The organism is Shewanella psychrophila (assembly GCF_002005305.1).
In the GTDB taxonomy this organism is placed as follows: Bacteria; Pseudomonadota; Gammaproteobacteria; order Enterobacterales; family Shewanellaceae; genus Shewanella; species Shewanella psychrophila.
On record NZ_CP014782.1, the window covers coordinates 804,031 to 828,650 of the forward strand.

General features: G+C 42.3%; 24 protein-coding genes and 1 riboswitch. Of the genes, 20 read left to right on the forward strand and 4 right to left on the reverse strand.

From position 1 onward, the window contains the following. Positions 1 to 81: 81 nt before the first annotated feature. The 14 genes from sps_RS03620 (at position 82) to sps_RS03685 (ending at position 13,022) form a co-directional block, all read left to right on the forward strand. Positions 82 to 279, forward strand: coding sequence for a Flp family type IVb pilin (locus sps_RS03620; RefSeq protein WP_077751280.1), 198 nt, complete (start codon positions 82 to 84; stop codon positions 277 to 279). 92 nt (positions 280 to 371) lie between these two features. Further along, the gene (locus sps_RS03625; protein ID WP_077751281.1) at positions 372 to 947 is read left to right on the forward strand and encodes an A24 family peptidase; all 576 of its coding nucleotides are present in this window, start codon (positions 372 to 374) and stop codon (positions 945 to 947) included. 2 nt (positions 948 to 949) lie between these two features. Beyond that, positions 950 to 2,266: an ATP-binding protein gene (locus sps_RS03630; RefSeq protein ID WP_077751282.1), complete on the forward strand. Its 1,317-nt coding sequence runs from the start codon at positions 950 to 952 to the stop codon at positions 2,264 to 2,266. Positions 2,267 to 2,308: 42 nt separating this feature from the next. Continuing rightward, positions 2,309 to 3,115 carry a Flp pilus assembly protein CpaB gene (gene cpaB / locus sps_RS03635; RefSeq protein ID WP_077751283.1) on the forward strand — a complete coding sequence of 269 codons (807 nt, stop codon included), beginning with the start codon at positions 2,309 to 2,311 and terminating at the stop codon, positions 3,113 to 3,115. Between the two features lie 47 nt (positions 3,116 to 3,162). Further along, positions 3,163 to 4,611, forward strand: coding sequence for a type II and III secretion system protein family protein (locus sps_RS03640; protein WP_077751284.1), 1,449 nt, complete (start codon positions 3,163 to 3,165; stop codon positions 4,609 to 4,611). Between the two features lie 17 nt (positions 4,612 to 4,628). After that, on the forward strand, positions 4,629 to 4,916 hold the full coding sequence (locus sps_RS03645; protein ID WP_237157983.1) for a hypothetical protein: 288 nt from the start codon (positions 4,629 to 4,631) through the stop codon (positions 4,914 to 4,916). A gap of 157 nt (positions 4,917 to 5,073) precedes the next feature. Next, positions 5,074 to 6,384 (forward strand): Tad domain-containing protein, encoded by a 1,311-nt coding sequence (locus sps_RS03650; RefSeq protein WP_077751285.1) that lies wholly within the window; start codon positions 5,074 to 5,076, stop codon positions 6,382 to 6,384. A 9-nt stretch (positions 6,385 to 6,393) separates the two neighbouring features. Next, positions 6,394 to 6,864 carry a TadE/TadG family type IV pilus assembly protein gene (locus sps_RS03655; RefSeq protein WP_077751286.1) on the forward strand — a complete coding sequence of 157 codons (471 nt, stop codon included), beginning with the start codon at positions 6,394 to 6,396 and terminating at the stop codon, positions 6,862 to 6,864. Then, entirely contained in the window at positions 6,861 to 7,319 is a 459-nt protein-coding gene (locus sps_RS03660; protein ID WP_077751287.1) for a TadE/TadG family type IV pilus assembly protein, read from the forward strand. Before sps_RS03655 ends, sps_RS03660 begins: the two co-directional genes overlap by 4 nt. 67 nt (positions 7,320 to 7,386) lie before the next feature. After that, entirely contained in the window at positions 7,387 to 8,661 is a 1,275-nt protein-coding gene (locus sps_RS03665; RefSeq protein WP_077751288.1) for a CpaE/TadZ family protein, read from the forward strand. A 1-nt stretch (position 8,662) separates the two neighbouring features. After that, entirely contained in the window at positions 8,663 to 9,988 is a 1,326-nt protein-coding gene (locus sps_RS03670) for a CpaF family protein (RefSeq protein WP_077751289.1), read from the forward strand. Positions 9,989 to 9,999: 11 nt separating this feature from the next. Then, entirely contained in the window at positions 10,000 to 10,977 is a 978-nt protein-coding gene (locus sps_RS03675) for a type II secretion system F family protein (protein WP_077751290.1), read from the forward strand. Between the two features lie 2 nt (positions 10,978 to 10,979). Further along, the gene (locus sps_RS03680; RefSeq protein ID WP_077751291.1) at positions 10,980 to 11,951 is read left to right on the forward strand and encodes a type II secretion system F family protein; all 972 of its coding nucleotides are present in this window, start codon (positions 10,980 to 10,982) and stop codon (positions 11,949 to 11,951) included. 33 nt (positions 11,952 to 11,984) lie between these two features. Next, positions 11,985 to 13,022 (forward strand): tetratricopeptide repeat protein, encoded by a 1,038-nt coding sequence (locus sps_RS03685; RefSeq protein ID WP_077751292.1) that lies wholly within the window; start codon positions 11,985 to 11,987, stop codon positions 13,020 to 13,022. A 261-nt stretch (positions 13,023 to 13,283) separates the two neighbouring features. Here the strand turns inward: sps_RS03685 and asnS are convergent, their stop codons facing one another. Further along, positions 13,284 to 14,684: an asparagine--tRNA ligase gene (gene asnS / locus sps_RS03690; RefSeq protein ID WP_077751293.1), complete on the reverse strand. Its 1,401-nt coding sequence runs from the start codon at positions 14,682 to 14,684 to the stop codon at positions 13,284 to 13,286. A gap of 259 nt (positions 14,685 to 14,943) precedes the next feature. On the opposite strand from asnS, the gene sps_RS03695 reads away from it, so the two are divergent. Next, positions 14,944 to 15,279, forward strand: coding sequence for a hypothetical protein (locus sps_RS03695; protein WP_077751294.1), 336 nt, complete (start codon positions 14,944 to 14,946; stop codon positions 15,277 to 15,279). A gap of 61 nt (positions 15,280 to 15,340) precedes the next feature. On the opposite strand, the gene sps_RS28745 is transcribed toward sps_RS03695, so the two are convergent. Genes sps_RS28745 through pabB form a run of 3 tightly spaced genes read right to left on the reverse strand, consistent with a single transcriptional unit; the run spans position 15,341 to position 17,651 of the window. Then, on the reverse strand, positions 15,341 to 15,571 hold the full coding sequence (locus sps_RS28745; protein WP_077751295.1) for a hypothetical protein: 231 nt from the start codon (positions 15,569 to 15,571) through the stop codon (positions 15,341 to 15,343). Positions 15,572 to 15,629: 58 nt separating this feature from the next. Then, positions 15,630 to 16,220, reverse strand: a complete 591-nt coding sequence (locus tag sps_RS03705; RefSeq protein WP_077751296.1) for a CoA pyrophosphatase — start codon at positions 16,218 to 16,220, stop codon at positions 15,630 to 15,632. Between the two features lie 36 nt (positions 16,221 to 16,256). Next, positions 16,257 to 17,651 (reverse strand): aminodeoxychorismate synthase component I, encoded by a 1,395-nt coding sequence (pabB, locus tag sps_RS03710; RefSeq protein WP_077751297.1) that lies wholly within the window; start codon positions 17,649 to 17,651, stop codon positions 16,257 to 16,259. 141 nt (positions 17,652 to 17,792) lie between these two features. On the opposite strand from pabB, the gene sps_RS03715 reads away from it, so the two are divergent. From sps_RS03715 to sps_RS03735, 5 genes are all read left to right on the forward strand, one after another. Next, the gene (locus sps_RS03715; RefSeq protein ID WP_077751298.1) at positions 17,793 to 19,316 is read left to right on the forward strand and encodes a fumarate hydratase; all 1,524 of its coding nucleotides are present in this window, start codon (positions 17,793 to 17,795) and stop codon (positions 19,314 to 19,316) included. Between the two features lie 232 nt (positions 19,317 to 19,548). Then, positions 19,549 to 21,600, forward strand: a complete 2,052-nt coding sequence (locus sps_RS03720; RefSeq protein ID WP_077751299.1) for a dipeptidyl-peptidase 5 — start codon at positions 19,549 to 19,551, stop codon at positions 21,598 to 21,600. 104 nt (positions 21,601 to 21,704) lie between these two features. Further along, positions 21,705 to 23,030, forward strand: coding sequence for a DUF2157 domain-containing protein (locus sps_RS03725; protein WP_077751300.1), 1,326 nt, complete (start codon positions 21,705 to 21,707; stop codon positions 23,028 to 23,030). Beyond that, positions 23,020 to 23,568 carry a GDYXXLXY domain-containing protein gene (locus tag sps_RS03730; RefSeq protein ID WP_077751301.1) on the forward strand — a complete coding sequence of 183 codons (549 nt, stop codon included), beginning with the start codon at positions 23,020 to 23,022 and terminating at the stop codon, positions 23,566 to 23,568. The genes sps_RS03725 and sps_RS03730 overlap by 11 nt, the downstream gene beginning before the upstream one ends. A 182-nt stretch (positions 23,569 to 23,750) precedes the next feature. Then, positions 23,751 to 23,832, forward strand: a riboswitch (Fluoride riboswitch). Positions 23,833 to 23,921: 89 nt separating this feature from the next. Beyond that, positions 23,922 to 24,614: an iron-sulfur cluster assembly scaffold protein gene (locus sps_RS03735; RefSeq protein ID WP_077751302.1), complete on the forward strand. Its 693-nt coding sequence runs from the start codon at positions 23,922 to 23,924 to the stop codon at positions 24,612 to 24,614. The last annotated feature ends 6 nt before the right edge of the window (positions 24,615 to 24,620 follow it).

Genomic DNA, 24,620 nt, shown 5'->3' on the forward strand with positions numbered 1-24,620 from the left:
ATAGTTAGAGATCGCCACATATCTAAAGTTCTATGAAAAGTCTTTGGCCATGTGCCGACAGTATAATTAGGAGAAACACCCATGAACATTAAACAATTACTAACAGAATTTATCGAAGATGAAAGTGGATTAACTGCCGTGGAATATGCTATCGCCGGTGGCTTGGTTGTAGGCGGCATGATCGCTGCGTTCAATCAACTAGGTTCAAATGCTACAGCCAAATTGAATTGTTTGGCCTCCGCAGTAACAGGTGCGAGTAGTGACTGTACAGGCTCTTAGAAACTCATTCTTTGATATTAAGAATTGCCCATATGGATATGGGTAAGTTTTCTAACTCTGTTCCTTTGTGATTATGTCCATGGTGGCGGGTTATGACAGATACTCAACTAACACTTCAGCTTTTACTCTCGGGTCTCTTCTTTACCTCAGCGATTATTATGGACCTTTATCAAGAAAAAATTCCCAATAAACTTTGTTTACTTGCTATTTTCTGTGGATTTGCAATTAATGCTTATTACGCACAATTAGCAGGGATATTGATGGCAAGTTTTGGTTTTGGCCTTGCCTTTGTTATTCTTTTCCCTACATTTTTATTTAGAATATTAGGGGCTGGAGACATAAAGTTAATGATGGGAATTGGTGCTTTAATGGGACCTGAATTATTATTCTCAAGTATCGTTTATGGCATTGTTGCTGGTGCAGGAACCAGTTTAATATTAATCATTTGGAAAACAGGCTTCATTGGTTTAGGGAAAACATTTAAACGATATTGGGATTGTATTTATCTTCAAAGTTATTTTAAACCAGAAGCTGGTGAAGCTGCTGGTGAGAAAGTACCTTATGCACCTGCACTTGCTATTGGTTGGGTATGGGCTTGTTCACTCGACAGTAATATTTTAGAACTTTTCTTTAACTGGAATCAATATATAAGTCTTTGGGGAGTGTGACTATGTTGAAACTTAGTACAGACGAAACGCAAACACTTCCTACGATAGATGAGCTAGATAGCGACCAATTAGCCCCTCGCCCTAAAACAATCGAACAAACAGGTATCCATGAATCGGTTTTACTTGAGTTAATACTAAAACATCTGCTTTCTGGTGGGGTACTAACTAAAGCTGAACTTGTGTCTTATATGGGGATCACCGGAGGGATAATACAAGGGCTTCTTGATAGTGCAAAACAGCTGGCTTGGGTTGAAAATCGTCAATCAACATCAGATGGACAGATGCGCTATGCATTGAGTCATGGTGGAGAGGAGTTTGCTAAACAAGCATCGGCAAAGAGTGGTTATAAAGGATTAGTCCCGATCCCTATATCTCAATACTCAGAAATTTGTTGCAAGCAATCTAGCCGACGAAATTCGATAACATTTGAGATGCTTCAGAATGGGCTAAAGTCATTAGTATTACCTAATGAGCTCCTACACAAAATAGGTCCAGCCCTAAATTCAAGTCGACCTGTTCTTATTTATGGACCACCAGGCACAGGTAAGAGCTATCTCTGTCGAAATTTGAATTTAACCCTAGGTGACTCAGTGTTAATTCCATACGCTATTTCAATAGGTAATGAAATTATTCAAGTTTATGATCCCCAACTTCATCATAAAGTTGGTGAAACGGATTTAAATAGTCAGTTAGACTTGGTCCGTGGTCATGACCCGCGTTGGATAAAATGTAAGCGACCATTGAGGATTACGGGCGGAGAGTTGAACGCAGATATGCTGGAAGTTCAATTTGACAGCCATAGTAGAACTTATATGGCACCCATTCAGTTAAAAGCAAACAATGGCATCTTACTTCTCGATGATTTAGGGCGTCAAAAAATTAGTGCTAAGCAGTTGTTTAATCGTTGGATTATTCCAATGGAGGAGCGACGAGATTTTCTTTCACTGCAATCAGGTGAACATTTTGAGATACCTTTTGAGCTTATTTTGCTTTTCTCTACTAATCTAAATCCTAACGAACTTGTCGATGATGCATTTTTAAGAAGGTTAGGTTACAAGATTCATTTTGATGCATTAGATGAACCTCTTTATAGGAAGATTTGGTTTCAGGTGTGTGAGGAGAAAGGGCTTAGGTGTAGTGAAGAGATGTTTCAATACTTGCTTACAGATTTTCATGCGTTGTTTGAGAAGCCATTAATTCCCTGTTACCCAAGAGATCTGTTGGGGATCATGTCGGACCAAATAAGCTTCATGCAGCTAAAATCAGAGGTGACGAAGTCATTGATTGTTGAAGCCTGGTCAATATATTTTGTGTCGTAATCATAATCTCGTTGATCTCAATAAGCATCTAAGGAGCTTTTGATGAACAATAAAACACTGCTATTTGTGATTCTTTCATTAGTGTTTGGTGTTACAGCTGTTTTTTTAGCACAAAGTTGGCTTAAATCGAATACAGAAGCCAACACGCCGCAAGCTTCTACGAGTGTGATCACTATGGCCACAGTAGTTCCCTTAGGTGCCATCCTTGAACGCAAACATCTAAAACAAACAGCTATGCCAAATGCGATAATACCTGAAACCGCTGTTACTACATTTGAAGCAGCCGAAGGTATGGTTGTTAAGCAAAACCTTTATGTTGGTGAGATTCTTCGTAGTGAAAGGTTAACAAAGAAAGGTGAAGGCAGTACTTTAGCAAGTCTTATCTCACCTCAAATGCGCGCGGTGACAATTAGGGTTAATGATGTGGTAGGAGTGGCAGGTTTCCTACTGCCGGGGAATCGCGTCGATGTGTTAAACCTGTTTAAAAGACATGGACGGTTGCAAACAGATGTAGTGCTAGCGAATGTGAAGATATTAGCGATAGATCAACGTTCCTCTAATGATGAAAATAAACCTAAGCTAGTAAGAGCGGTCACTCTTGAATTGAATCTAGAGCAAGCAGAAGTTCTGATGATAGCCAAGGGGCGTGGCAAATTGCAATTGGCACTAAGAAACCCCAATGACTCAGCTGTGGTTGAACTTGCTTTAATCAATGAAAATCAGGAGGCGTCACCTGTAAGTAATGTAGTGATACCACCTAAGGAAACCGGTTATGTTTCATCAGAATCTAAAGTTAAGGTGTATCTGCTCAAAGGGATGAAAGAGCAGGTTATTAAGGTCAGTAATTAGCATCAGGTGTTAGTGGGTTCCTCACAAATAACGTATAGGAGTGCACCATGGCACGTTCAATACTTCAAATGGCTAGGCTAGCAACTTGCATATTCTTTTTGTATTTTATTTCTCTCTCAAGCTATGCCGGTGGCCCAGTAGGTGCCGATAGAGAGATTAAAAAGATCCCAATATTTAAATCACGTGTATTTAAAATAGGTCATGCAGTGCATCGAGTGTCTGTAGGTAACCCGAAAATAGGGGATATTAAGTTACTGCCAAACAATGAACTTTATGTACTTGGTAAAAAGTTAGGCAGTACTAACATCATGATTTGGGATAAAAATGAACAGCTTGCAGATGTCATTGATATAGAAATCACCCATGACCTCAATGGATTAAAGACTAGGTTGCATGAATTTTTACCTTCCGAGAAGCTAGGAGTGCAAACTTCTCAAGGTCAGCTTCTTATCAGTGGCCAAGCATCAAATTTACATAAGATGAATACTGCTGTTGAACTTGCGAAAGCCTATGCTGCTGCTGCGTCAGTTTCAAAAGTAAAAAGTACGGTATTGAACATGATGACTGTAGGTGGGGATCATCAAGTTATGTTGGAAGTTGTCATTGCAGAAGTGCAGAGAGAAGTCGCTAAACAGTTTGATTCTAAGTTTTTTATATTCAGTCAAGGTGATAATTTTTCTGGTGGTGCGGCTGGTGGTGGCGGTTCGTTTGATCTTAACCCTGCGGCAGCTATCGGTAACCGGGGATTTTTTGCTCGATATATAAATGATAACTTATTGATGAATTTTGCCCTTGATGTTGCGAAACAAAATGGGTTAGCTAAAGTACTGGCTGAGCCCAATGTAACCGCGATGAGCGGCCAATCTGCAGAGTTTTTATCTGGCGGGGAATTTCCCATACCAGTCCCTGGAACGAACGGCTCAACTACCATCCAATATCGTGACTTTGGTGTCGGTGTTCGATTCGTGCCTTCAGTGTTGGACTCTGGCCAGATAAACCTTAGCCTTAATGTCATGGTCAGTGAAGTGAGTAACGCCAATGCAGTGACGCTATCGGGAGGAGGATCAAATGCTGCTCTTGTTGTACCATCTATTGTAAAGCGTACAACATCGACAACGGTAGAATTAGCTGATGGGCAAACTATAGCGATAAGTGGATTAATTAGTGATACGCTCCGAGAAAATATCGATAAACTGCCTGGCCTTGGTGATATTCCTATTCTCGGTCAATTATTTACCAGTAAGAGCTTTAAGAGTGGTCAGAGTGAATTGGTGATTTTAGTGACACCTCGCTTAGTTAGGCCATTTAATCGTAAACATATCTCTTTACCAACCGATGATTTCGTATCGCCTTCAGATATTGAGTTTTATCTGTTAGGTAAAATGTCACAGAAGAAGAGCAAATCAGATAAACATCAAACACCTTATGAGGCTGTAGAGAGTGAGGCTAAGCTTGATGATAGTGGTACAAAACAAAAGTATGGCCATTCACTTTAAAGTTGGAGACTGTGACAATGGGTTTTTATGACAAAAATAACAAATCGATAATGAAATTGAGCTGTGTGTTGATTGGACTATGCATTAGTTTGCTGGGATGTGCTGAACTCAATGATTTTCCCATGGATCAGAGTTATCAGCAGGTGAAGCAGTTACAGATATTAGATATGGGGGCTCCAGAACGTAATGAAGGAATAGTGGGTACGCTAGATGGTCAATATGGAGAAAGAGTGATGAAAGCTTATCGAGAAAGTAATTATCCTCCTAAGCATGCTCGAGGACACATAGCCGTGAAAGTTGACTAAACTTATATGAGGTAATAAAAGATAAAAATGTGAGATAAAAAATTCGCTCATATATTTAAACATAATTTTTTAGTAAGTTACACCGCTCTGGTTAAGGATGGCTTCAACAAGGTGTAGTTTAACATTCCTCGTAAGTCGGAGGATAAAAGGCAAGCAGATGAAATCTGCAAGAAATGAATGTAGACCATGTTCTATGCATCTTAACATGCATCAAACTGGCTCTATACTCGTGATGTTTACTATTGGTATTTTTGCTTTGTTGACGGTGGCAGCATTAGCCCTAGATAGCGGGCATATGTTACTGGATAAAGGTAGATTACAAAATGCCGCAGACTCCTCAGCCCTCTATGGGGCAAAAATCATTCAGGATGGAGGTAGCCTCTTTGAAGCAAGAGAAGCTGCAACATCCATGCTTATACAAAACTTTCAGTTCAGTGAAAATGCCGATCTAAATACGAGCGTTTCTCAATCTTCAGCTGATTATAATGCCACCCAAGTCACTTCAAATATTTTTATTGAGTTTTCTCTATGGCCAGACCCATTTATACCAGTACTTGATGAAAACGCACAATATGTGCGAGTACGAATTGAGAATGTAGGCTTAGATAACTTTATCGCTCAGATTATGAATTTCAATAAAGTCGTTAGAGCATCGGCTGTTGCAGGAAAAAGTACTGATATTGAGTGTCTAAATAAAGTCGTTCCAATGATGGTTTGTGCTGGATACGATGAACCAAACTTTCCAAATCTTATTGATGATTCAATGCCTTTTGGCCTCCCGATTGACGAATTATATGTGATGAAAACCGGATCAAATCAAGGGCATGCCATAGGTCCTGGTAACTTTCAATTATTACGTTTAGATGGCGCCTCAGGAGGGGCGGATATTAGGCGTGCATTAGCGGGTGAGTATACACCAGGCTCTTGTGTAAGCAGAGGCGATGATGTTCCGACAGAGCCAGGTAATACTGTCGGCCCAGTGGTTCAAGGTTTAAATACTCGCTTCGGAAAATGGCAGGGAGGTGGAGTGAACTCAGATGATCACCCAAGAGATTTTAATAATTGCCAAGGTGACAGAGTCGAGGTCGACAATGATGGGGTAATCGTTCCCTTTACCGGATCTGCTGTCGAATATAGCCATCTTGAATATGCCGCTGGCGATATACTTAATTGTGACACTGGAGGTATTTCAAATGATACCTCCATATCAGCTGGAGGTAGAAGAGAATTGCCTATTGTGATCGGTATTTGTGATGGTATGACAAATGGTGCTAATACGATTGAGGCCCTAGGCATTGGATGTTTCTTCTTATCTCAAGATATCTCACAAAAAGGCAATGAAGCACATGTTATTGGTGAATTTGTGAGTGTTTGCTCCAGCTCAGGAGCGGCTTCATTGGAGCCTGGGTTTGTGAGTAATACATCGACAATTGTCCTTTATCGCGACCCCGATAGTCCAGACTCATAGGTGAAGATCATGAAGAGTAGCAATAGAGGCGTAGCGGCAGTTGAGTTTAGCATAATGCTACCTTTGCTGTTGTTATTAGCCTTTACCACAGGAGAGATTGGCCGTGCACTGTTTCAATACAGTCATTTGACTCGCATGGTTAGAGACGCGGGACGATACCTTTCAACGACCGCGATTCCCAATACGACAGGGAGTGTGCCAGACCCTTTAAATGACAGTAGTTGCCAAAACTGTATCTCAAACACAAAAGACATTCTAGTTTATGGTTTTATTGGAGGGACAGTGCCTCAACTCAATGGCTTATCGACATCGAATGTGAATATAACAGTCATTCCCTCAACGGACAGTGTCACCATCACCGTTGATTATGATTGGCAACCCTTGTTTGGTGAGGGGGCGTCACACTTTGGTTTAGGTGAACAAGCTAGCACTGATTTAAGTTTCAATATGCAAGCTAGCTATACGATTAGGGCATTATGAGATTTCAAAAGGGAGTATATGCCGTAGAGTTTGCTCTTGTGGGGGGATTTTTCCTGATTCTGTTATTCGCGATCATTGAAGTGGGCCGTTTAATGTATACCTATAATGTGCTCCATGAAGCTTCTAGACGTGCTGCGAGAATAGCGGTTGTGTGCCAAGTCTCTGATACTGATATTGGCCATATGGCGCTATTCTATGGGGCAGACCTTATTCCTAATTTAACTACTGCGAATTTAAGCATCAGTTATCTTGACGAACTAGGTAATGCTGCAACGGGGACAAATATTGCCATGGTGAGAGCCGACATCTCGAACTATCAACATCAGTTTTTAGTCCCTGGAATGTCTCGGGCCATCAGCTCTCCCACTTTTTCTACTTATCTTCCAAGAGAGAGTCTAGGTGTATATCACGTCGATGATGAAGACCCAGGAAGTGGCTACATAGATTGTAATTAATTCATCTGCTTCTCTCAAATCCTTACTATAGTCAATATAAGGATTTTTATCTGGGAAGGATAACGGAATGGATAAGCCACTGGAGTTACTTGTGTCTAACAGAGATAACACAGAGACAGATTCACACTCGCGCACAAACATTATCCATGATGCCATGCAAATAACTAATAGTATTTTACCTTATCCAGTTCATGCTCTGGTGATTAACAGTCAAAATCAGTCCATTGATAACATTGAAGCCAGACTTGATAATTGCCTTAACTTATCGTGGCAGAGTATCAATACCCTAAATCCATTCGTTAGTCATAAACCTAATGCCCGTCCATTTAATTTGATACTGCTTGTATTGCCTAATGAAGAGTCTCAAGCAGTACAAGCATTAAAATTGGCAGCGACTTATCATGTGGATATCATCATTCTAGGTCAAGATACCCCTCAAAGCGTATTGAGGCTGGCATTTCAGCAAGGGGTAAGTGATTTCATTCCGGTTGATGGTGATGAAAATGTATTGTTGCAATCTTTGGACAAAATTGCGAAGAAATTGGCCGGAAAAGCCAATTTAGCGCCTGTGTTAGCCGTGGTAAACGGAAAAGGAGGCTCCGGTGCCAGCTTTGTTGCGACGAGTTTAGCCGTGATTGCAGCAAGAGATAAAGGGGAGGTGGCTCTTCTTGATACCGACTTATTACAAGGAACGTTAGCTCATATGCTTGGTTTAGAGCCTAGCTACTTTATCACTGAGGCGATACAAGAACTAGATTCATTAGATGAAGTCGCATTGAGAGGGGCGATGACTAACCGAGGAAATCTTCACTTATTGGCAGCGGAGCCTTTTGCGGTGCTTAATGCTCCCGGGCATATAGATCTTAGGAATACTAATGAGTTACTGCTTAAGTGTAGACAGTATTATGATCAGGTGATTATCGATTTGTCTCGTGGACCTGAAGTATGGAACGCTGATATGTTGACTAATGCTGATATTTTATTGGTGATGCAACAAAATGTGATGAGTATTCGGGAAACAAGAGCAGTCGTTAACCAGCTAATCAATTTTATGGGTATAAACAAAAATAAAATTCACATATTGGTTAACCGTTATCAGAAAACGAGTTCGGGAATCACACTGAAAGATATTAAAGAGACAACAGGAATAAGTTCTCTTTTTGTTGTTGCCAACGATTTTAAGCTGTCGAGCCAGTGTATAGACCTTGGTACTCCCATTACAGACGTTGCCAAACGTGAGCAGATGCTAGTTGATTTTGTAGCCGTGACTGATTATTTCTTCCCCAAAAGCAGTGTCGTTAATGACCCAAAAGGATTTTGGAATAGGCTATTAGGAAAATAACATGAGCATAACTCAACATACTGAGATATTAGAGTTTAAACCTCTGTCACCAGAGGAACAACAAATCAAAGAGGAGCTTTATAATAAGTTACTCGATGTGATGGATTTATCCCTGATAGAAACTATCTCTAAAGACCAAGCAAAACAACAGATCATTGAAATTGGTGAGAAGTTAATTAACGATCTGCATATTCCCATCAACCTAAGTTCAAGGCAAAGATTAATTCAGTTGATCATCGATGAAGTTTTAGGCCTAGGTCCCTTAGAGACCTTGCTGGCAGATGCAACCATTTCAGATATTCTGGTTAACTCATTTGACCGTGTATATGTCGAACGAAGAGGTAAACTCGAGCCCGTGCCTATCAAGTTTCACAATAACACACACCTATTGAATATTATTGACCGAATTGTATCCAGTGTTGGTAGAAGAATTGATGAGTCATCACCTATGGTTGACGCCAGGCTGGAAGATGGTTCACGTGTCAATGCCATCATTCCCCCCTTAGCTCTCGATGGTCCAGCATTATCTATAAGGCGTTTTGCCGTAGATAAACTCAATGCCGAACAGCTTATTAGTTATGGCTCAGTTACCCATGAAATGGTAGAGCTTTTGAGAGGTTCTGTAGCCGGTAAGCTCAATATTTTGGTGTCAGGTGGTACCGGTAGTGGAAAAACGACCTTGCTCAATATGCTATCAGGTTATATTCCAAGCGATGAACGGATTGTGACTATAGAAGATTCAGCAGAGCTTCAGTTACAGCAACCCCATACTGTACGCTTGGAAACTCGGCCTGCCAATATAGAGGGGAGAGGCGAAATTACTCAACGAGACCTAGTTAAAAACTGTCTACGTATGCGACCGGATAGAATAGTGATCGGTGAGGTCCGCGGTGGTGAGGCTCTGGACATGTTAACTGCGATGAATACAGGTCATGAAGGTTCATTAACCACGTTACACGCTAACAGCCCACGGGATGCCCTTGGCAGGTTAGAGTATATGGTGTGTATGGCTGGATTTGATATGCCTGTAAGCAATATCAGAACCCAAATTGCATCGGCAATCGATCTTGTGGTTCAACTGGAACGTTTAGAAGATGGAGGACGACGGATAACTAGCATTCAAGAGATTAACGGTATGGAGGGGGACATTATAACCATGTCTGAGATTTTTCATTTTGTCAGAGAAGGACGAGATCAAAATGGCGATATTATTGGTAAGTTCAACTCTACAGGTGTGATCCCAGGTTTTCACAGTAAGCTTAAACAACATGGTATTGATCTTCCCTATGAACTGTTCAATAGCGGCGATCCATTTGCTGATTTCTAAAGGACGTGACTATGTTTTCTAATGAGATGATTTTTCTCGGTTTGATTTTTTTGGCCGTGATCTTACTCTCACAGGCTTTATTTTTACCAGTTTATAGCCCTCAAAGAGCCAATACAGCCCTTGTACGTAAGAGACTTAAAAAACTGGCAGAGAGAGCTAGTGACTCAGCATACGAAACTTCACTACTGAGAACAAGTAGGTTGAAGAATGTCACTAGTATTGGTAGAACTCTCGAAAAAATAGAGTTTATTGAGAACCTCAGTTATAGACTTGAACTTGCCGATTACAAAATAATGGGTCATCACTTTCTGCTATTAACCTTAATCAGTGCCATCATTGTAGCTTTAGTTTCCTGGATTTTTATCCATGAACCCATCCTTAGTTTCTTTCTTTTTGGCCTTACTGTGATGATGTTCAATTTCAAACTCAATAGGGATACCAACAAGCGCATGGATGCCATAGAAGCCAGTTTTCCTGATGCGTTGGATGTGATACGAAGAGCATTGCAAGCGGGGTATTCATTTTCTGATGCCATAAAATTGGCAACTGAAGAGCTAGATGGTCCGATAGCCAAAGAGTTTAAACTCATGTTTGCCAATATTAATTACACAAAAGATACCAAGCGGGCATTACTAGGGTTTATTGAACGTGTTCCCAGTATATCTTCTATGGCCTTTGCCAGTGCGGTTATGGTGCAAAAAGAAACTGGGGGTAATTTAGCTGAAAATATCGGTAATCTATCTAGGGTAATTAGAGAAAGGTTTACATTCAGGCGCAGAGTGAGAACGCTCTCAGCTGAGGGACGGCTATCTGCATGGATCTTAATCTTGTTACCTTTTGTCCTTTTTGCTGTTATATATTTACAAACCCCTTCCTATGTAGGCGAATTAACAGGCACCGAACAGGGGCAAAAATTATTGATGTGGGGAGCCATCGGAATGACGATAGGTGGCTGGTGGATCAGCAAGTTAATTAAAATAGATGTGTAATTATGGACTATTTAATTGGATTGTTCGGCACTCTTTTCGATAACCCGGAAAATATTAAGTGGGGAATTTATGGTGTGGCTGCTATTGCAGGTGTCACGTTAGCCATTGCCATTTCATTTCTTATTAGTGGCGTTTATTCGCCTCTTAGAAAGCGACTCAAGCACATCAATAAAGAAAAGTCTCCTTTAACTGCTGGCTTCGAAGATGATGTGAATTCCACTCTGGAGCATGGGATAAGCCATGTTGCTAGAAAATTGCCAATTAATTTTTCTAATGATGAAACACGACGCTTATTGATCCATGCAGGCTTGCATTCAGAAAATGCCTTGGCTGTGTTTAGCTCGATTAGATTGATCTTAATCTTGATAGGAGCTGGTTTATCTGTTGTTGTGTTGAGCTATTTTCCAGAACTATCCAGCATGATGACGGCTTATGTGATCGCTTTCTTGATGGGAGGGGCATTTCTGTTGCCATCCATGGCCTTACAAACGTTAGCGAATAGACGTATGAAGATGTTGAGGAGAGGCTTTCCTGATGCCTTAGACCTGTTGGTTGTTTGTTGTGAAGCAGGACTTGGCTTATTAGCGGCTATACAAAGAGTTGCCAATGAACTTGCAATAAGTCACCCCTGTCTTGCCAGCGAATTAGATCTTGTGTGTAGTAAGGTTAGGGCAGGACTAACGGTCAAAGTGGCTTTATCGGAGTTTACAGAGAGAACAGGACTTGAGGATATTAAAGGACTTAATTCTGCGATTTCACAGAGTATTCGTCTCGGTACCGGTATTGCGGAAACGCTAAGAGTCTTTTCTGATGAATATAGGAATAAGCGATTACAAGAAGCGGAGGAGCAAGCGGCAAAACTAGCAGTAAAAATGATTTTCCCCATGATGCTCTGTATTTGGCCGTCGTTTTTTATTGTCGCTGTAGGTCCAGCAGTATTGAAAGTGATGAAGGTATGGGGGCAGGCATTTTAGGCTATATATTTTCTGAATATTGGGAGCGTTAGGATGGGAATCAATGTTGGTCAGACTATGAATAATACTCGATTTCTTTCTGTATTGATGGGGACTTTACTTTGCTGCCATTTATTGTCTGGCTGCACTTCTACAATTAAGGAAGATGAACTGTTAGTTGAAAACACACCACCTTCCCGCCATGATCTCTATGATGGTAATGCTATGGCATCAGTGGCTGCAGCAAACCCGCCTATAGATGAAGCTGATGCGTTAGATAGGGCAAAACATGAAGAAAAAGCGGGCAATTTAGATCAAGCACTTTATCTGTATGTTCAAGCGCTGGATTTTAACGGTGAAAATGCACGAACATTATATAATATCGCTAGAATTCATAGTATTAAAGGAAATATTCAGCTTGCTTATTTAACTTATAATGAAGCCTTGGTACTCGATCCAAACATGTTGATGTCACATGCAGGTCTTGGATTAATCAATATGGATAAGAGACAGCACAGTCAAGCAAAAATTCATTTAGAAAAAGCCATTGAACTTGATCAGATAAGGCTCGCAAATGCCGGTTATAAAGCAATGTCTAACCATTATTTTCCATTAGATCAAGAGTCTCCAGTTAGGATCTATAATGCATTAGCTATTTTAGAAGACATGGGTAATGAGTATCAAAATGCCAGAGAGTATTATCAGTTATCTTTGCAAAGAGAGCCACATTCAGCACTTATCACCACTAATCTAGGTTATTCATACTACTTAAGTGGCAATTATACTTTGGCAGAGAAGTACCTTAAACAGGCTGTGAAGCAAGATCCCGGCTTTGAACGTGGCTGGACTAACCTAGGGTTGGTTTACGTGAGAAAAGGTCTTTATGCTCGTGCATTAACAAGCTTTGAACACACGATGGAACCTGCGGATGCCCTTAATGATCTTGGCTATTTTCTTATGCTTGAAGGTCAATATAAACAAGCTATTGAACTTTTTCAGCGCGCCATCGATAACTCCCCAAGTTACTTTGATCAAGCACAAAAGAATTTAAAACGTGCATCAATGGAGTTAAGATCTCAGGGTCGACATTAATCTAGAATTTAGCACTTAAAACAAAAACGCCCAAGAGGGTAATGCCGATCACTTAGTCACTATTTTGCATACATAATCACTTTTTATTCACTTTCTGAATTAACGGAATTTGTGTAGCAATCATTGACTAACAGCAGAACGAGTAAGGGCTACAGCCAGATTTAGATTAAATCCCCTGTAGCCCTTATTTTATCAATATTTTTTCTTAACTTACCGGCATTAGCCCAAGAGGGCGTTTTTAATTTTATTTGTGCTCGGCGTTTAGAAGCTTGCCGACTTAGGTGCGCGAGGGAATGGGATCACATCACGTATGTTTGCCACACCAGTTACGTATGAGACTAAACGCTCGAAGCCAAGACCGAAACCTGCATGAGGGACAGTACCATAGCGGCGCATATCACGGTACCACCAGTAGTCTTCCTTACTCAGGTTCATTTCTTCTAAACGAGCATCAAGTACATCTAAACGTTCTTCACGCTGGGCACCACCGATGATTTCACCGATACCCGGTGCGAGCACATCCATCGCGGCAACAGTTTTACCGTCATCGTTGAGACGCATGTAGAAGGCTTTGATGTCTTTAGGGTAGTTTTTCACGACTACAGGAGCCTTGAAGTGTTCTTCAGCTAAGTATCTTTCATGCTCAGATTGAAGATCTATTCCCCACTCGACGGCATAATCGAACTTTTTACCACAGTTTTTCAGAATCTCAACGGCATCGGTGTAATCCACTTGAGCAAAGTCACTAGTAACGAAAGACTCAAGACGATCAATAACCGTTTTATCGACACGTTGGGCGAAGAATTCTAGATCGTCACGACGTTCTTCAAGCACGGACTTGAAGCAGAATTTGAGCATCTGTTCGGCCAGTCCTGCAACATCATCGAGATCGGCGAAGGCGACTTCAGGCTCAACCATCCAGAATTCAGCCAGATGACGGCTGGTGTTTGAGTTTTCTGCACGGAACGTAGGACCGAAAGTATATACTTTCGATAACGCGCTGGCATAGGTTTCTGCATTAAGCTGACCGGATACAGTGAGGAAGGCTTCTTTACCGAAGAAGTCTTCGCTGTAGTCCACCTTACCTTCGTCGGTACGGGGTAAGTTTTCCATGTCTAAGGTAGAAACACGGAACATTTCACCAGCACCTTCACAATCTGATGCTGTGATGAGGGGAGTCGATACCCAGATGAAGCCTTCTTCGTGATAGAACCTGTGAATTGCTTGTGACAAACAGTTACGTACACGTGCAACGGCTCCGATAATGTTTGTCCGCGGGCGAAGGTGTGCAAGTTCTCTTAAGTGTTCGATTGAGTGACGCTTAGCCGCCATAGGGTAAGTGTCAGGATCTTCTACCCAACCGGCAACTTCAACACTCGTCACTTGCAGTTCAAATGACTGACCTTTACCTGGAGACTCAACCACTTCACCCTTCATGATGACAGAACAACCGGTTGTCAATTTCAAGATTTCGTTATTGTAATTTTCTAAGCTATTAGGAACTACACCTTGGATAGGATCAAAACAGGAGCCATCATAGATGGCAAGAAAAGAGATGCCAGCCTTGGAATCTCGGCGCGATCTTACCCAACCGCGGACGGTAATTTGCGAACCGATCGCAAATTCACCTTTAAATACAGAAGCGACAGATGTAATGCTCATTGTTGCTTAGTTCTCCAACGAAACGTTTATATATAAAATTTGGACGTTTATATTACCTTGCTGGCTGGTTTTCTCAAGTAGCAATATCAGATAAAAAGCTTAATAACGGCCAATTTTGATGATTAATCCTGCTTTCAGAGTTTAATCAAAACTCAGATAGCGGTCTTTGTTTACTAACTGCTTGAAATTGGCAGGCATAACGCTTACTTGTTATGATTAAAGAAAGGATAAATGGTTTTATTTGTTAGAGGAGTTTGCCATGAAGAAAATAAAAATTTTTCAGCGTTTACTGGCATTTCTTTCCATCACAGGCTGGTCACTCGCGATCTATGCCTTGCTGATTTTCGATAAGGCCAGACCAGATCGTGCGATTGGCTACTTTTTGAGTAAAGGGGCGTCGATTCGTCTTGGGTGGGATCCCGTTCAGACTGTGCAATTGGAACATATTATCTGGGCGTGTGCTGCGATCAGTTTTGTCAGTCTAGCATTTAATTACTATTTTGCTCATCACAGTAAGATGGGCTACTGGTTCAACATTCCTCTTCTCTTGCTAAGTTCAGTCGCTGCGGGTCTCTATATCACCTTCGTTATTTAAGTAATGACTAGTTTTTAAAAATAAGTTCCCTAGCTAATAATATGGGATCAGAGCTTGTTTATCATGGTAGTTGTTGCACCTCTGATAAGATGTCGGCTGAACGGACAAAGTACACTGGATGATGGATCTCATGACGTTGATAAATCTGCTTTTGAGATTTTTTCTTATTATAGATATAACCGAGAGTGTCTAGGTTATCAGGTGTGAGCAGAGTCTGTTTATCATGGCAGCTGTTGCCCCCAGATAAGGTGCTGCCTGTAACGAATAAAGTACACAGGATGATAGATCCCATAACGTTGGTAAATCTGCTTTTGAGATTTTTGTCTTGTTATAGATATAACCGAGAGTGTCTAGATTATCAGGTGTGAACAGAGTCTGTTTATCATGGCAGCTGTGGCCCCCCAGATAAGATGCTGCCTGTAACGAATAAAATAAACGGGGTGATAGATCCCATGACGTTGGTAAATCTGCTTTTGACGATTCTCGGCTTGTAATAAATATGACAAGGGCACGGTGAACAGCTCATCAACTTCACCGGGATCCAGTTGAGGGGTAAAGGACTCCTTTACCAGACCAATGACTGGGGTGATCTCGAAGCCGGTAAAGGTTTTCATTGCAGGATATTGACCAATCACTTCAACATTACCCGGGTATAGCGCAATCTCTTCTGCGGCTTCTCTCAATGCGGTTTCGATGAGTGAAGCATCCCCTCGTTCAACTTTTCCCCCTGGAAAGCTGACTTGTCCCGGATGAGTTCTAAGATGAGTAGGGCGACGGGTGAGCAGCACATGCAATTCCCCCTGTTCTTGTACTAAAGCGATAAGGACTGCAGCTTGTCGCAGTGTTTCCTTAATATCCGGATTAGTTTCGAGAGGGGCTTGCAAGAGGTTATATCTGAGTTTAAATTCAGTTAGTGGTATAGGCTTAATTTTTTTTTGCATATTACCCTTACTGATTTACACTCAGATAATCAAATTTTAACCTTGTAATACAGGCAGTATTTTACTGACTTTATCATAGGTTTCTTTATATTCACTCTCAGCAGTCGAGTCGTCAACTATTCCGCCTCCAGCCCAGCAATAAATTATGCCATCGATAGCCACTAAGGTTCGTATGGTGATGCTGGTGTCCATCTGACCATCTTGGCTGATGTAACCGATAGAACCACAGTAAATGCTTCTCCTTGAGGGTTCAAGTTCTTCTATGATCTCCATGGCTCGAATTTTGGGGGCTCCAGTGATCGAACCGCCAGGAAAACAGGCTTTTAATAGGTCGGTAGCATCATATGTCGCGTCGAGTTGAGCTGTGACTGTGCTGACCAGGTGATGGACGGCTGGAAAACTTTCAATCTCAAACAGGTGAGGCACAGATACCGAGCCGGGTTTAGCCACCTTACCCAGATCGTTTCGAAGTAGATCGACTATCATCAAGTTCTCTGCTCTGTCTTTCGCTGAATGGCGTAATTGTGTGGCTGATTTCTGATCTTGTGCCGCCGTGTGGTACCTGGGACTCGTGCCTTTAATAGGTTTAGTCTGAATATCCTCCCCTCTAAGCTGAATAAATCGCTCGGGGGAAATAGACAGTAACGCACATTGTGATAGACGAATGAAAGCGGAGAAGGGAGCCTTATTGGATTCTCTTAGTTTGAGGTAGGCTTGCCATTCATTGCCTTGATATTTAGCCGAGAACCTTTGGGTCAGGTTTATTTGATAGCAATCGCCACTTTGAATATATTCTTGAATGGCATTAAATTTTGCTTCGTAGTCAGCCTTAGTCAATTGTGGCTGCCAGTCACTGAGGAGAGTGAAACTAGGCTTGTTAGGTATTATTTCCAGTTTAGCTTGTATCCAAGCAAGACTCGTTTGCGCCGCTTCCTCGTTGCCGTAATGTACTAAGCTCCAGGCTTGTTCTTTATGATCGAATATCAGCGCCCATAAATATAAGCCTATGTTCATTGTTGGAAGTTCGATATCGTCGGCGGCTATTTCGGGGATTTTCTCTATCTTACGTCCCAGATCATAGTTAAAGCTACCCATCGCGCCCCCGGAAAAGGGGAACTCACTCGACTTCTGTAACGGGAAGTAGTGTGCTAGTTCTTGTTTAATCAAGTCGAATGGGTTTAATAGGCTAATGCTAGCGCTTGTTAGACAATGATCTCGATATCGGCTTATCTCGGTGCTATCGCCTTCAGTGACGAGCGTCGCAATCGGGTCCAGGCAAATTATGTCGAAGTGGCTATCACAGTGATCGGTACTGGCAGAGTCGAGGAATATAGCCCAGGGGATATCTGACAAGAATGAAAATAACTCTGTCGTAGTACATTTCCAATCAAGACGCAGTATTGATACATCCTGCAGCGCCGAAAAACTCATCGATTCACCTTATCTAAAATGTGATATTCCCCTAAAAGTCGCGAAAGAGTATCATATCTCTCAGCTAGCATTAATAAAAACAGATATAGATGCCAAAAATGGCTAAAAAGTGTCCCTAATGTCGTGTATAAGGAAGTGATTGTGAGTAAAGAAGTTGTCATTAAACAAGCGGATCTCATCGAGAGCGTAGCCGATTCCCTACAATATATCTCTTACTATCATCCTAAGGATTTCGTCGATGCAATGACGCAAGCCTATGAACGAGAAGAGAGCGCTGCAGCAAAAGATGCTATCGCTCAAATCTTGATAAATTCACGCATGTCAGCCGAAGGCAAGAGACCTTTGTGCCAAGACACGGGGATTGTGACCTGTTTCGTTAAGGTTGGTATGGCAGTGAAGTGGGATAAAACAGACATGACCATTCAACAGATGGTCGATGAAGGCGTAAGACAAGCCTATCTCAACCCTGACAATCCACTGCGTGCATCTATCGTCTCAGATCCTGCCGGCGCCCGTAAAAATACCAAAGATAATACGCCATCAGTGGTTCACATCGACATGATTTCTGGTAACCACATTGAGGTTGCTATTGCTGCTAAGGGTGGCGGGTCTGAAAATAAATCTAAGATGGCCATGCTAAATCCATCCGATGATATTGCAGCTTGGGTTGAGAGAACCTTGCCAACTATGGGCGCAGGTTGGTGTCCACCGGGTATGTTAGGAATAGGTATTGGCGGCACCGCTGAAAAAGCGGCTGTTTTGGCAAAAGAATCCTTGATGGATCCGGTCGACATTCACGAGCTACAAGAAAGAGGTGCCGAAACGGCCGAAGAAAAGTTACGACTTGATATCTTTGAGCGTTCAAACAATCTAGGCATAGGTGCTCAGGGCCTCGGTGGTTTGACAACCGTTTTAGACGTTAAGATTAAATCCCTGCCGACTCATGCGGCGTCTAAGCCTGTGGTTATGATCCCAAATTGCGCCGCGACGCGCCATGTCCATTTCCATCTTGATGGCAACGGACCTGCTGAATTAACGCCGCCTTCACTAGAAGACTGGCCTGTGATCACCCGAGAAGCTGGGGAGAACACACACAGAGTCAATCTCGATACAGTGACACAAGCCGAGATTGAACAGTGGAAGAGTGGTGATACCTTGCTGCTCAACGGCAAAATGTTGACGGGACGCGATGCAGCCCATAAACGCATTCAATCTTTGATTGAGAGTGGTGAAGGCCTGCCAGAAGGTGTCGACTTTACCGGTAAGTTTATCTATTACGTTGGTCCGGTTGATCCTGTGGGTAATGAAGTCGTGGGACCTGCTGGTCCTACAACAGCAACTCGCATGGATAAATTTACCGATCTAATGCTCGAGAAAGCGGGTTTAATGGGCATGATAGGTAAAGCCGAGCGTGGCCCTGCCACCGTAGCATCCATCAAAAAGCACAAGGCGGTTTATCTAATGGCCGTCGGCGGCGCGGCTTATCTGGTGTCTAAAGCCATTAAAAAGTCACGGGTGGTTGCTTTTGCCGACTTAGGAATGGAAGCAATATACGAATTTGATGTTCAAGATATGCCTGTCACAGTGGCCGTTGACTCCGAAGGAGTGAATGCCCACGAAACCGGGCCTGCACAGTGGAAAGTGACCTTAGAGCCCGCAAAATAGGTCAGTTGTTTCGCTGAAGTAAAGTTTGGTTTAGGTGTCTTGCCTAAGCCAAATATTTTGGATATTGTTCACATATTAAGCTCAATACGTTAAAATTTTTATGTCCGCAGGGATGCTTGCTAATAACACAAGCTAACTTAAATGTCGGGTTCATGGTGGACAGCGTCATTCGCTAACCATCTGCCCTATATGTCAATGGGTTAGACTGAAATCACAAAAGATGATAATAACAATGAAAAAAACTGCAATCATACTCGCTATGGCTGGTGCCGGAGTCGCTTTATCGGCTCAAGCCTCATCACCACAGCCTTTCAAGGTTCAAGATCTCGTTAAAATTAACAAACTTCATTCGTCCGCTTTATCAAATGATGGCAATAGCATTGTATTTGGTATCAAAAAATTTGATTATAAAGGTAAAGCCAGTTCTGACCTTTATATTCAAGACTTGATGAAAAGCGATGCTAAGCCGATGCAGCTTACATTTGCTGCAGGTACTGAACACAGTGCCGTTTTTGCGGCCGACGACCAGTCTGTCTACTTTTTGGCGTCACGTGATGGGTCGAGTCAAGTATATAACTTACCTTTGACTGGCGGTGAAGCCCGACAAGTGTCAGATCTACCACTGGATGTGGAAGGATTTAAACTGTCTCAAGATGGTAAGCAACTTGTGTTAAACATGCGTGTTTTTCCGGACTGCCAAGATCTGAAATGCTCAAAAGATAAATTTACCGCCGATGCCGAGCGTAAATCCACGGGTCGTGAATATAAGCAATTGATGGTTCGTCATTGGGATACCTGGAGCGATCACTCTCGTAGTCATCTGTTTGTGGCACAATTAAACGGCGAGAAGATCACCTCTGCCGTGGATGTCACTGCTGGCCTAGACACTGAAACACCACCCAAGCCCTTCTCTGGCATGGAAGAGGTGACCTTTACCCCAGACGGTAAGTATGTGGTGTACAGCGCCAAGGCGCCAAGTAAAGATCAGGCCTGGATAACTAACTATGATCTTTGGCAGGTGCCTGTAACGGGCGGTGATGCGGTTAATTTAACCGAATCTAACAAGGCATGGGACGCGCATCCTACTTATTCTGCCGATGGCCGCTATTTAGCCTATCTCGCCATGAAAAAACCGGGCTTTGAAGCTGACAGATATCGCATCATGTTGCGTGATATTGTGACCGGCCAGGAAAAGGAAGTTGCGCCTCTGTGGGATAGAAGCCCGAGTTCATTAATCTTCGGTAAAGATAATCGAACCTTATACGTCACGGCACAAGATGTGGGTCAAGTGACCGTTTTTGAAGTGAACACTCAGTTTGGTGACGTAAAAACTGTTTTCGACGAAGGCAGTAACAGTATAGTCGGCGTGACGGCAGACAAGATAATCTTCAATCATAAGAGTCTGGTACAACCAGGTGATCTACATTCTATTAATTTAGATGATCAGAGCTTACAGAAACTGACCGATGTTAATAGCGAAAAACTTGCCAAGATTAAATTCGGTGAATTTGAGCAGTTTAGTTTCAAGGGCTGGAACAACGAAGAGGTCCATGGTTACTGGATAAAGCCATCGAACTTTAAGGCTGGCACTAAGTATCCCATCGCGTTTCTGGTTCATGGCGGACCTCAGGGCTCATTCGGCAATTCATTCAGCAGTCGCTGGAATGCTCAGCTCTGGGCGGGGGCTGGTTATGGCGTGGTGATGATCGATTTCCACGGCTCTACTGGCTATGGACAAGCATTCACAGACTCTATTTCTAAAGACTGGGGCGGTAAGCCATTAGAAGATCTTCAAAAAGGTCTTGCGGCTGTGACTAAGCAACAGAAATGGTTGGATTCTAGTCGTGCCTGTGCACTTGGTGGATCTTACGGTGGCTACATGATGAACTGGATCCAAGGTAACTGGAGCGATGGCTTTAATTGTTTGGTTAACCATGCTGGTCTGTTCGATATGCGCTCTATGTATTATGTGACCGAAGAACTCTGGTTCCCAGAATATGAGTTCGGCGGCACATATGATGAAAACAAAGACTTGTATGAGAAGTTTAACCCAGTTAATTACGTAGAGAACTGGAAGACACCTATGTTAGTCATTCATGGTGAGCAAGATTTCCGTGTTCCTTACGGTCAAGGTCTGGCAGCGTTTACCTTTATGCAACGTAAAGGGATCCCGTCTGAACTGCTTATTTATCCGGAGGAGAATCATTGGATCCTCAATCCAGATAATCTGGAACAGTGGTACGACAATGTCTTGGGTTGGATGGATCGCTGGACTGAAAAGTAACATGCTTTGTTAAATGAAAGGTCAGATATTTATCTGGCCTTTTTTGTTATTTTTGTATAAACGAATAAAGTGTATATTGTTTTGAATGCCCAAAGGAGTGAAGCATGCGGCTTATACAGTTATTAAAGAAAGATCTAGCTCAGGAAGCCAGGGTCTGGGTTGATGAATCAATCATTAGCCATGAACAAGGTGAAGCCATACTCGCTAAATATGGCGAGTCCTTAGATAAGGATGCTAATAAAGCAAGCTTTGGCTATTATCTCTTGATGGCATTAGGCAGTTTATTTATCGGTCTTGCCTTGATATTGATCATTTCTCATAATTGGGATGAAATCCCCAGTTTGGTTAAAACCGGAGCCTTAATCATATTAACGCTCACGACTAATCTTTTAGGCTTTCGTTTTTATCTAACTAGCCGATATCAAGCCGCAAATGTTTGGCTATTCTTTGGCGCCATCTCCTATGGCGCTAGTATTATGCTTATTGCGCAAATTTATCACTTAGGTGAGCATTATCCAGATGGTATATATTGGTGGGCTTTAGGGGTATTACCTTTAGCGCTTTTAACCCGCAGTCGTTTGCTCTTAATATTGATGCTCGGGCTCGCTACGATTTGGTTATGTGTCGAAGTAGGTGAGGATTTTTTTCCCGCAAGTTATCCTGTCTTTCTTTTATCAGCATTGCTCCTTGCTTTGTATTGCCGATCAACTCCTACAATATTTGTCTTTAGTCTGTTTGCACTGCTACTTTGGCTTAACTTAGCTTTTTCTTGGCTGATGGGCAGAGGCATTCATTATGAACCCTTTGGTGACTTGCTGCCGTTCTCCCTTGCTCTTGGATTAGTGTTTAATGGCTTGGCTTGGGCATTAATGCGCACATCAAATCGAACATGGCGAGAGTATGGACTCGTGTTACACCTTTGGCTCTTAAGAGCATCGGTGGTGACTCTGCTTATTCTGAGTTTTGAAGATGTTTGGAGCGAGTACTCATCAGAAAGTGACATTATTTTTGTCTTGAGCATTATGTCATTAATTGCTTGCGGCGTGATTTCATGGAGATTGTCAGTTAAAAATGGTCGATACGCATCGATACCAAGTTTACTCTTTAGTCTTGGTTTCTGTATTTGTTTCATTGCGCAAGCTTACTTTAACAGTGGAGATATGATTGCGGCTATTACAATCAATTTGTTATTGCTGGTATTTGGTATAAGTTTGATTAGGCGGGGGATAGAGCAAGATGAAACCCAATACTTCTATACTGGAGTCGCGGTGTTGTTAGCGACGGCATTTGTCCGATACTTCGATCTTATTGGCGATTACCTCGGCGGAGCTTTACTGTTTCTCATTGCCGCGTCTATCATGATGCTTGCAGCTAGATATTGGCGCCTTCGCGGACAAACAGAGCAAAGGGGGCACTCCGATGAAGCTTAATTCAAGGTTTATGCAAGATTCAGTCTGGTATCAGAGTAAAGGGTTTAAGGTTGGATTACTATTAGCTATCACCCTTCAGCTCACGGTGCTCGTGGTAGAGTATTTAGGCTCGGTCTGGCCGATTTGGACAGGAACTCCAATTGTACTTAAAACCCAGCCCTATGATCCTAGAAGCTTGTTTCGAGGAAATTTTGTACGTCTTAGTTATGAACTCAATCAAGTAGAGAGTGATAATGCCAGTGATTATAAGTTGGGTAGCATCGTCTATGTTAGTTTAAAAGAAGATCTGAGCCATTGGCGCTTTGATAAGCTTTCCAAGTTAAAACCGGAAACTGGGCTATTTTTACGTGGAAGAGTAAGGGCCAATTATAATGACAGCTTATCTATCGAGTACGGCATAGAGGCGTTTTTTATGCCTAAAGAAAAAGCGCTTTTGGCACAAGAAACATTAAGGCAAGGAGCATTAATGCGTATTTTTGTCTCCAATAGTGGTAAAGCCCGTGCGCTGGAATTTGTCTGCCAAGGTGATGCATGTTGAGATAACTGACAAAAGCTCGGAACTTGGTTTCAAGCTTTATTGTTTTATTTATTTTTATCATTAGGGCTTAAATCGTGCCAATTTTGATAAACACGCTAGCCAATAATTCATTTTGATACTTTAGTCACAAAAATAAACCCAAGTGAAAACACCTCTGGATTATTTGTAAAAAGCGAGTAATTTAGTTATTAGGTAATGGGGTTCTACTCTATATCGATAGACTGATATTAAACCGCCTTCTGGGCTGATGACTCCTGGCATTTATAACGGATTAAGATCGTTAGAGGTCGGGCACAGCTGTATTCATTTCCTTCCACAACGGTCTTCCTAGCCATTCAAGCGAAGAGACTGCTATGAACTATTCCACCGAAATTCAAAACATGTGTCCTATAGCAAGAGGACCCAATCATGCTAACGCCCCAGTCCCCATAGAAGGTAACTTCATCCATGTCACCGAAGTCAGCCATATCTCAGGTGTCACTCATGGTGTTGGGACTTGTGCTCCGCAGCAGGGGGCGGCCAAACTGACACTCAATGTAAAAGACGGCATTATCGAAGAGTGTTTGATAGAGACCGTAGGTTGCTCAGGAATGACACATTCTGCCGCCATGGCCTCTGAGATTATGACGGGCAAGACTTTACTCGAAGCCATGAATACCGATCTAGTGTGTGACGCCATCAATGTTGCCATGCGCGAATTATTTCTGCAGATGGCTTATGGACGCAGTCAGACCGCATTCTCCCAAGGCGGTCTACCTATCGGTGCCGGACTGGAAGACTTAGGCAAAGGGCTTAGATCTCAAGTGGGAACCACATACGGTACTAGAGCCAAGGGGGTCCGTTATTTGGATCTTGCCGAAGGGTATATTACCCGCATGGCACTGGATGAAGACACTGAAGTGATCGGTTATGAATATGTACAATTGGGAAAGATGATGGAATTAGTGGCCGAAGGAGTCGATGCAAATGAGGCCATCGACAGAGCGAAGAGTCATTACGGTCGATTCGATGAAGCCGTGTCATACGTTAACCCAAGAAAACAGTAGGGGATC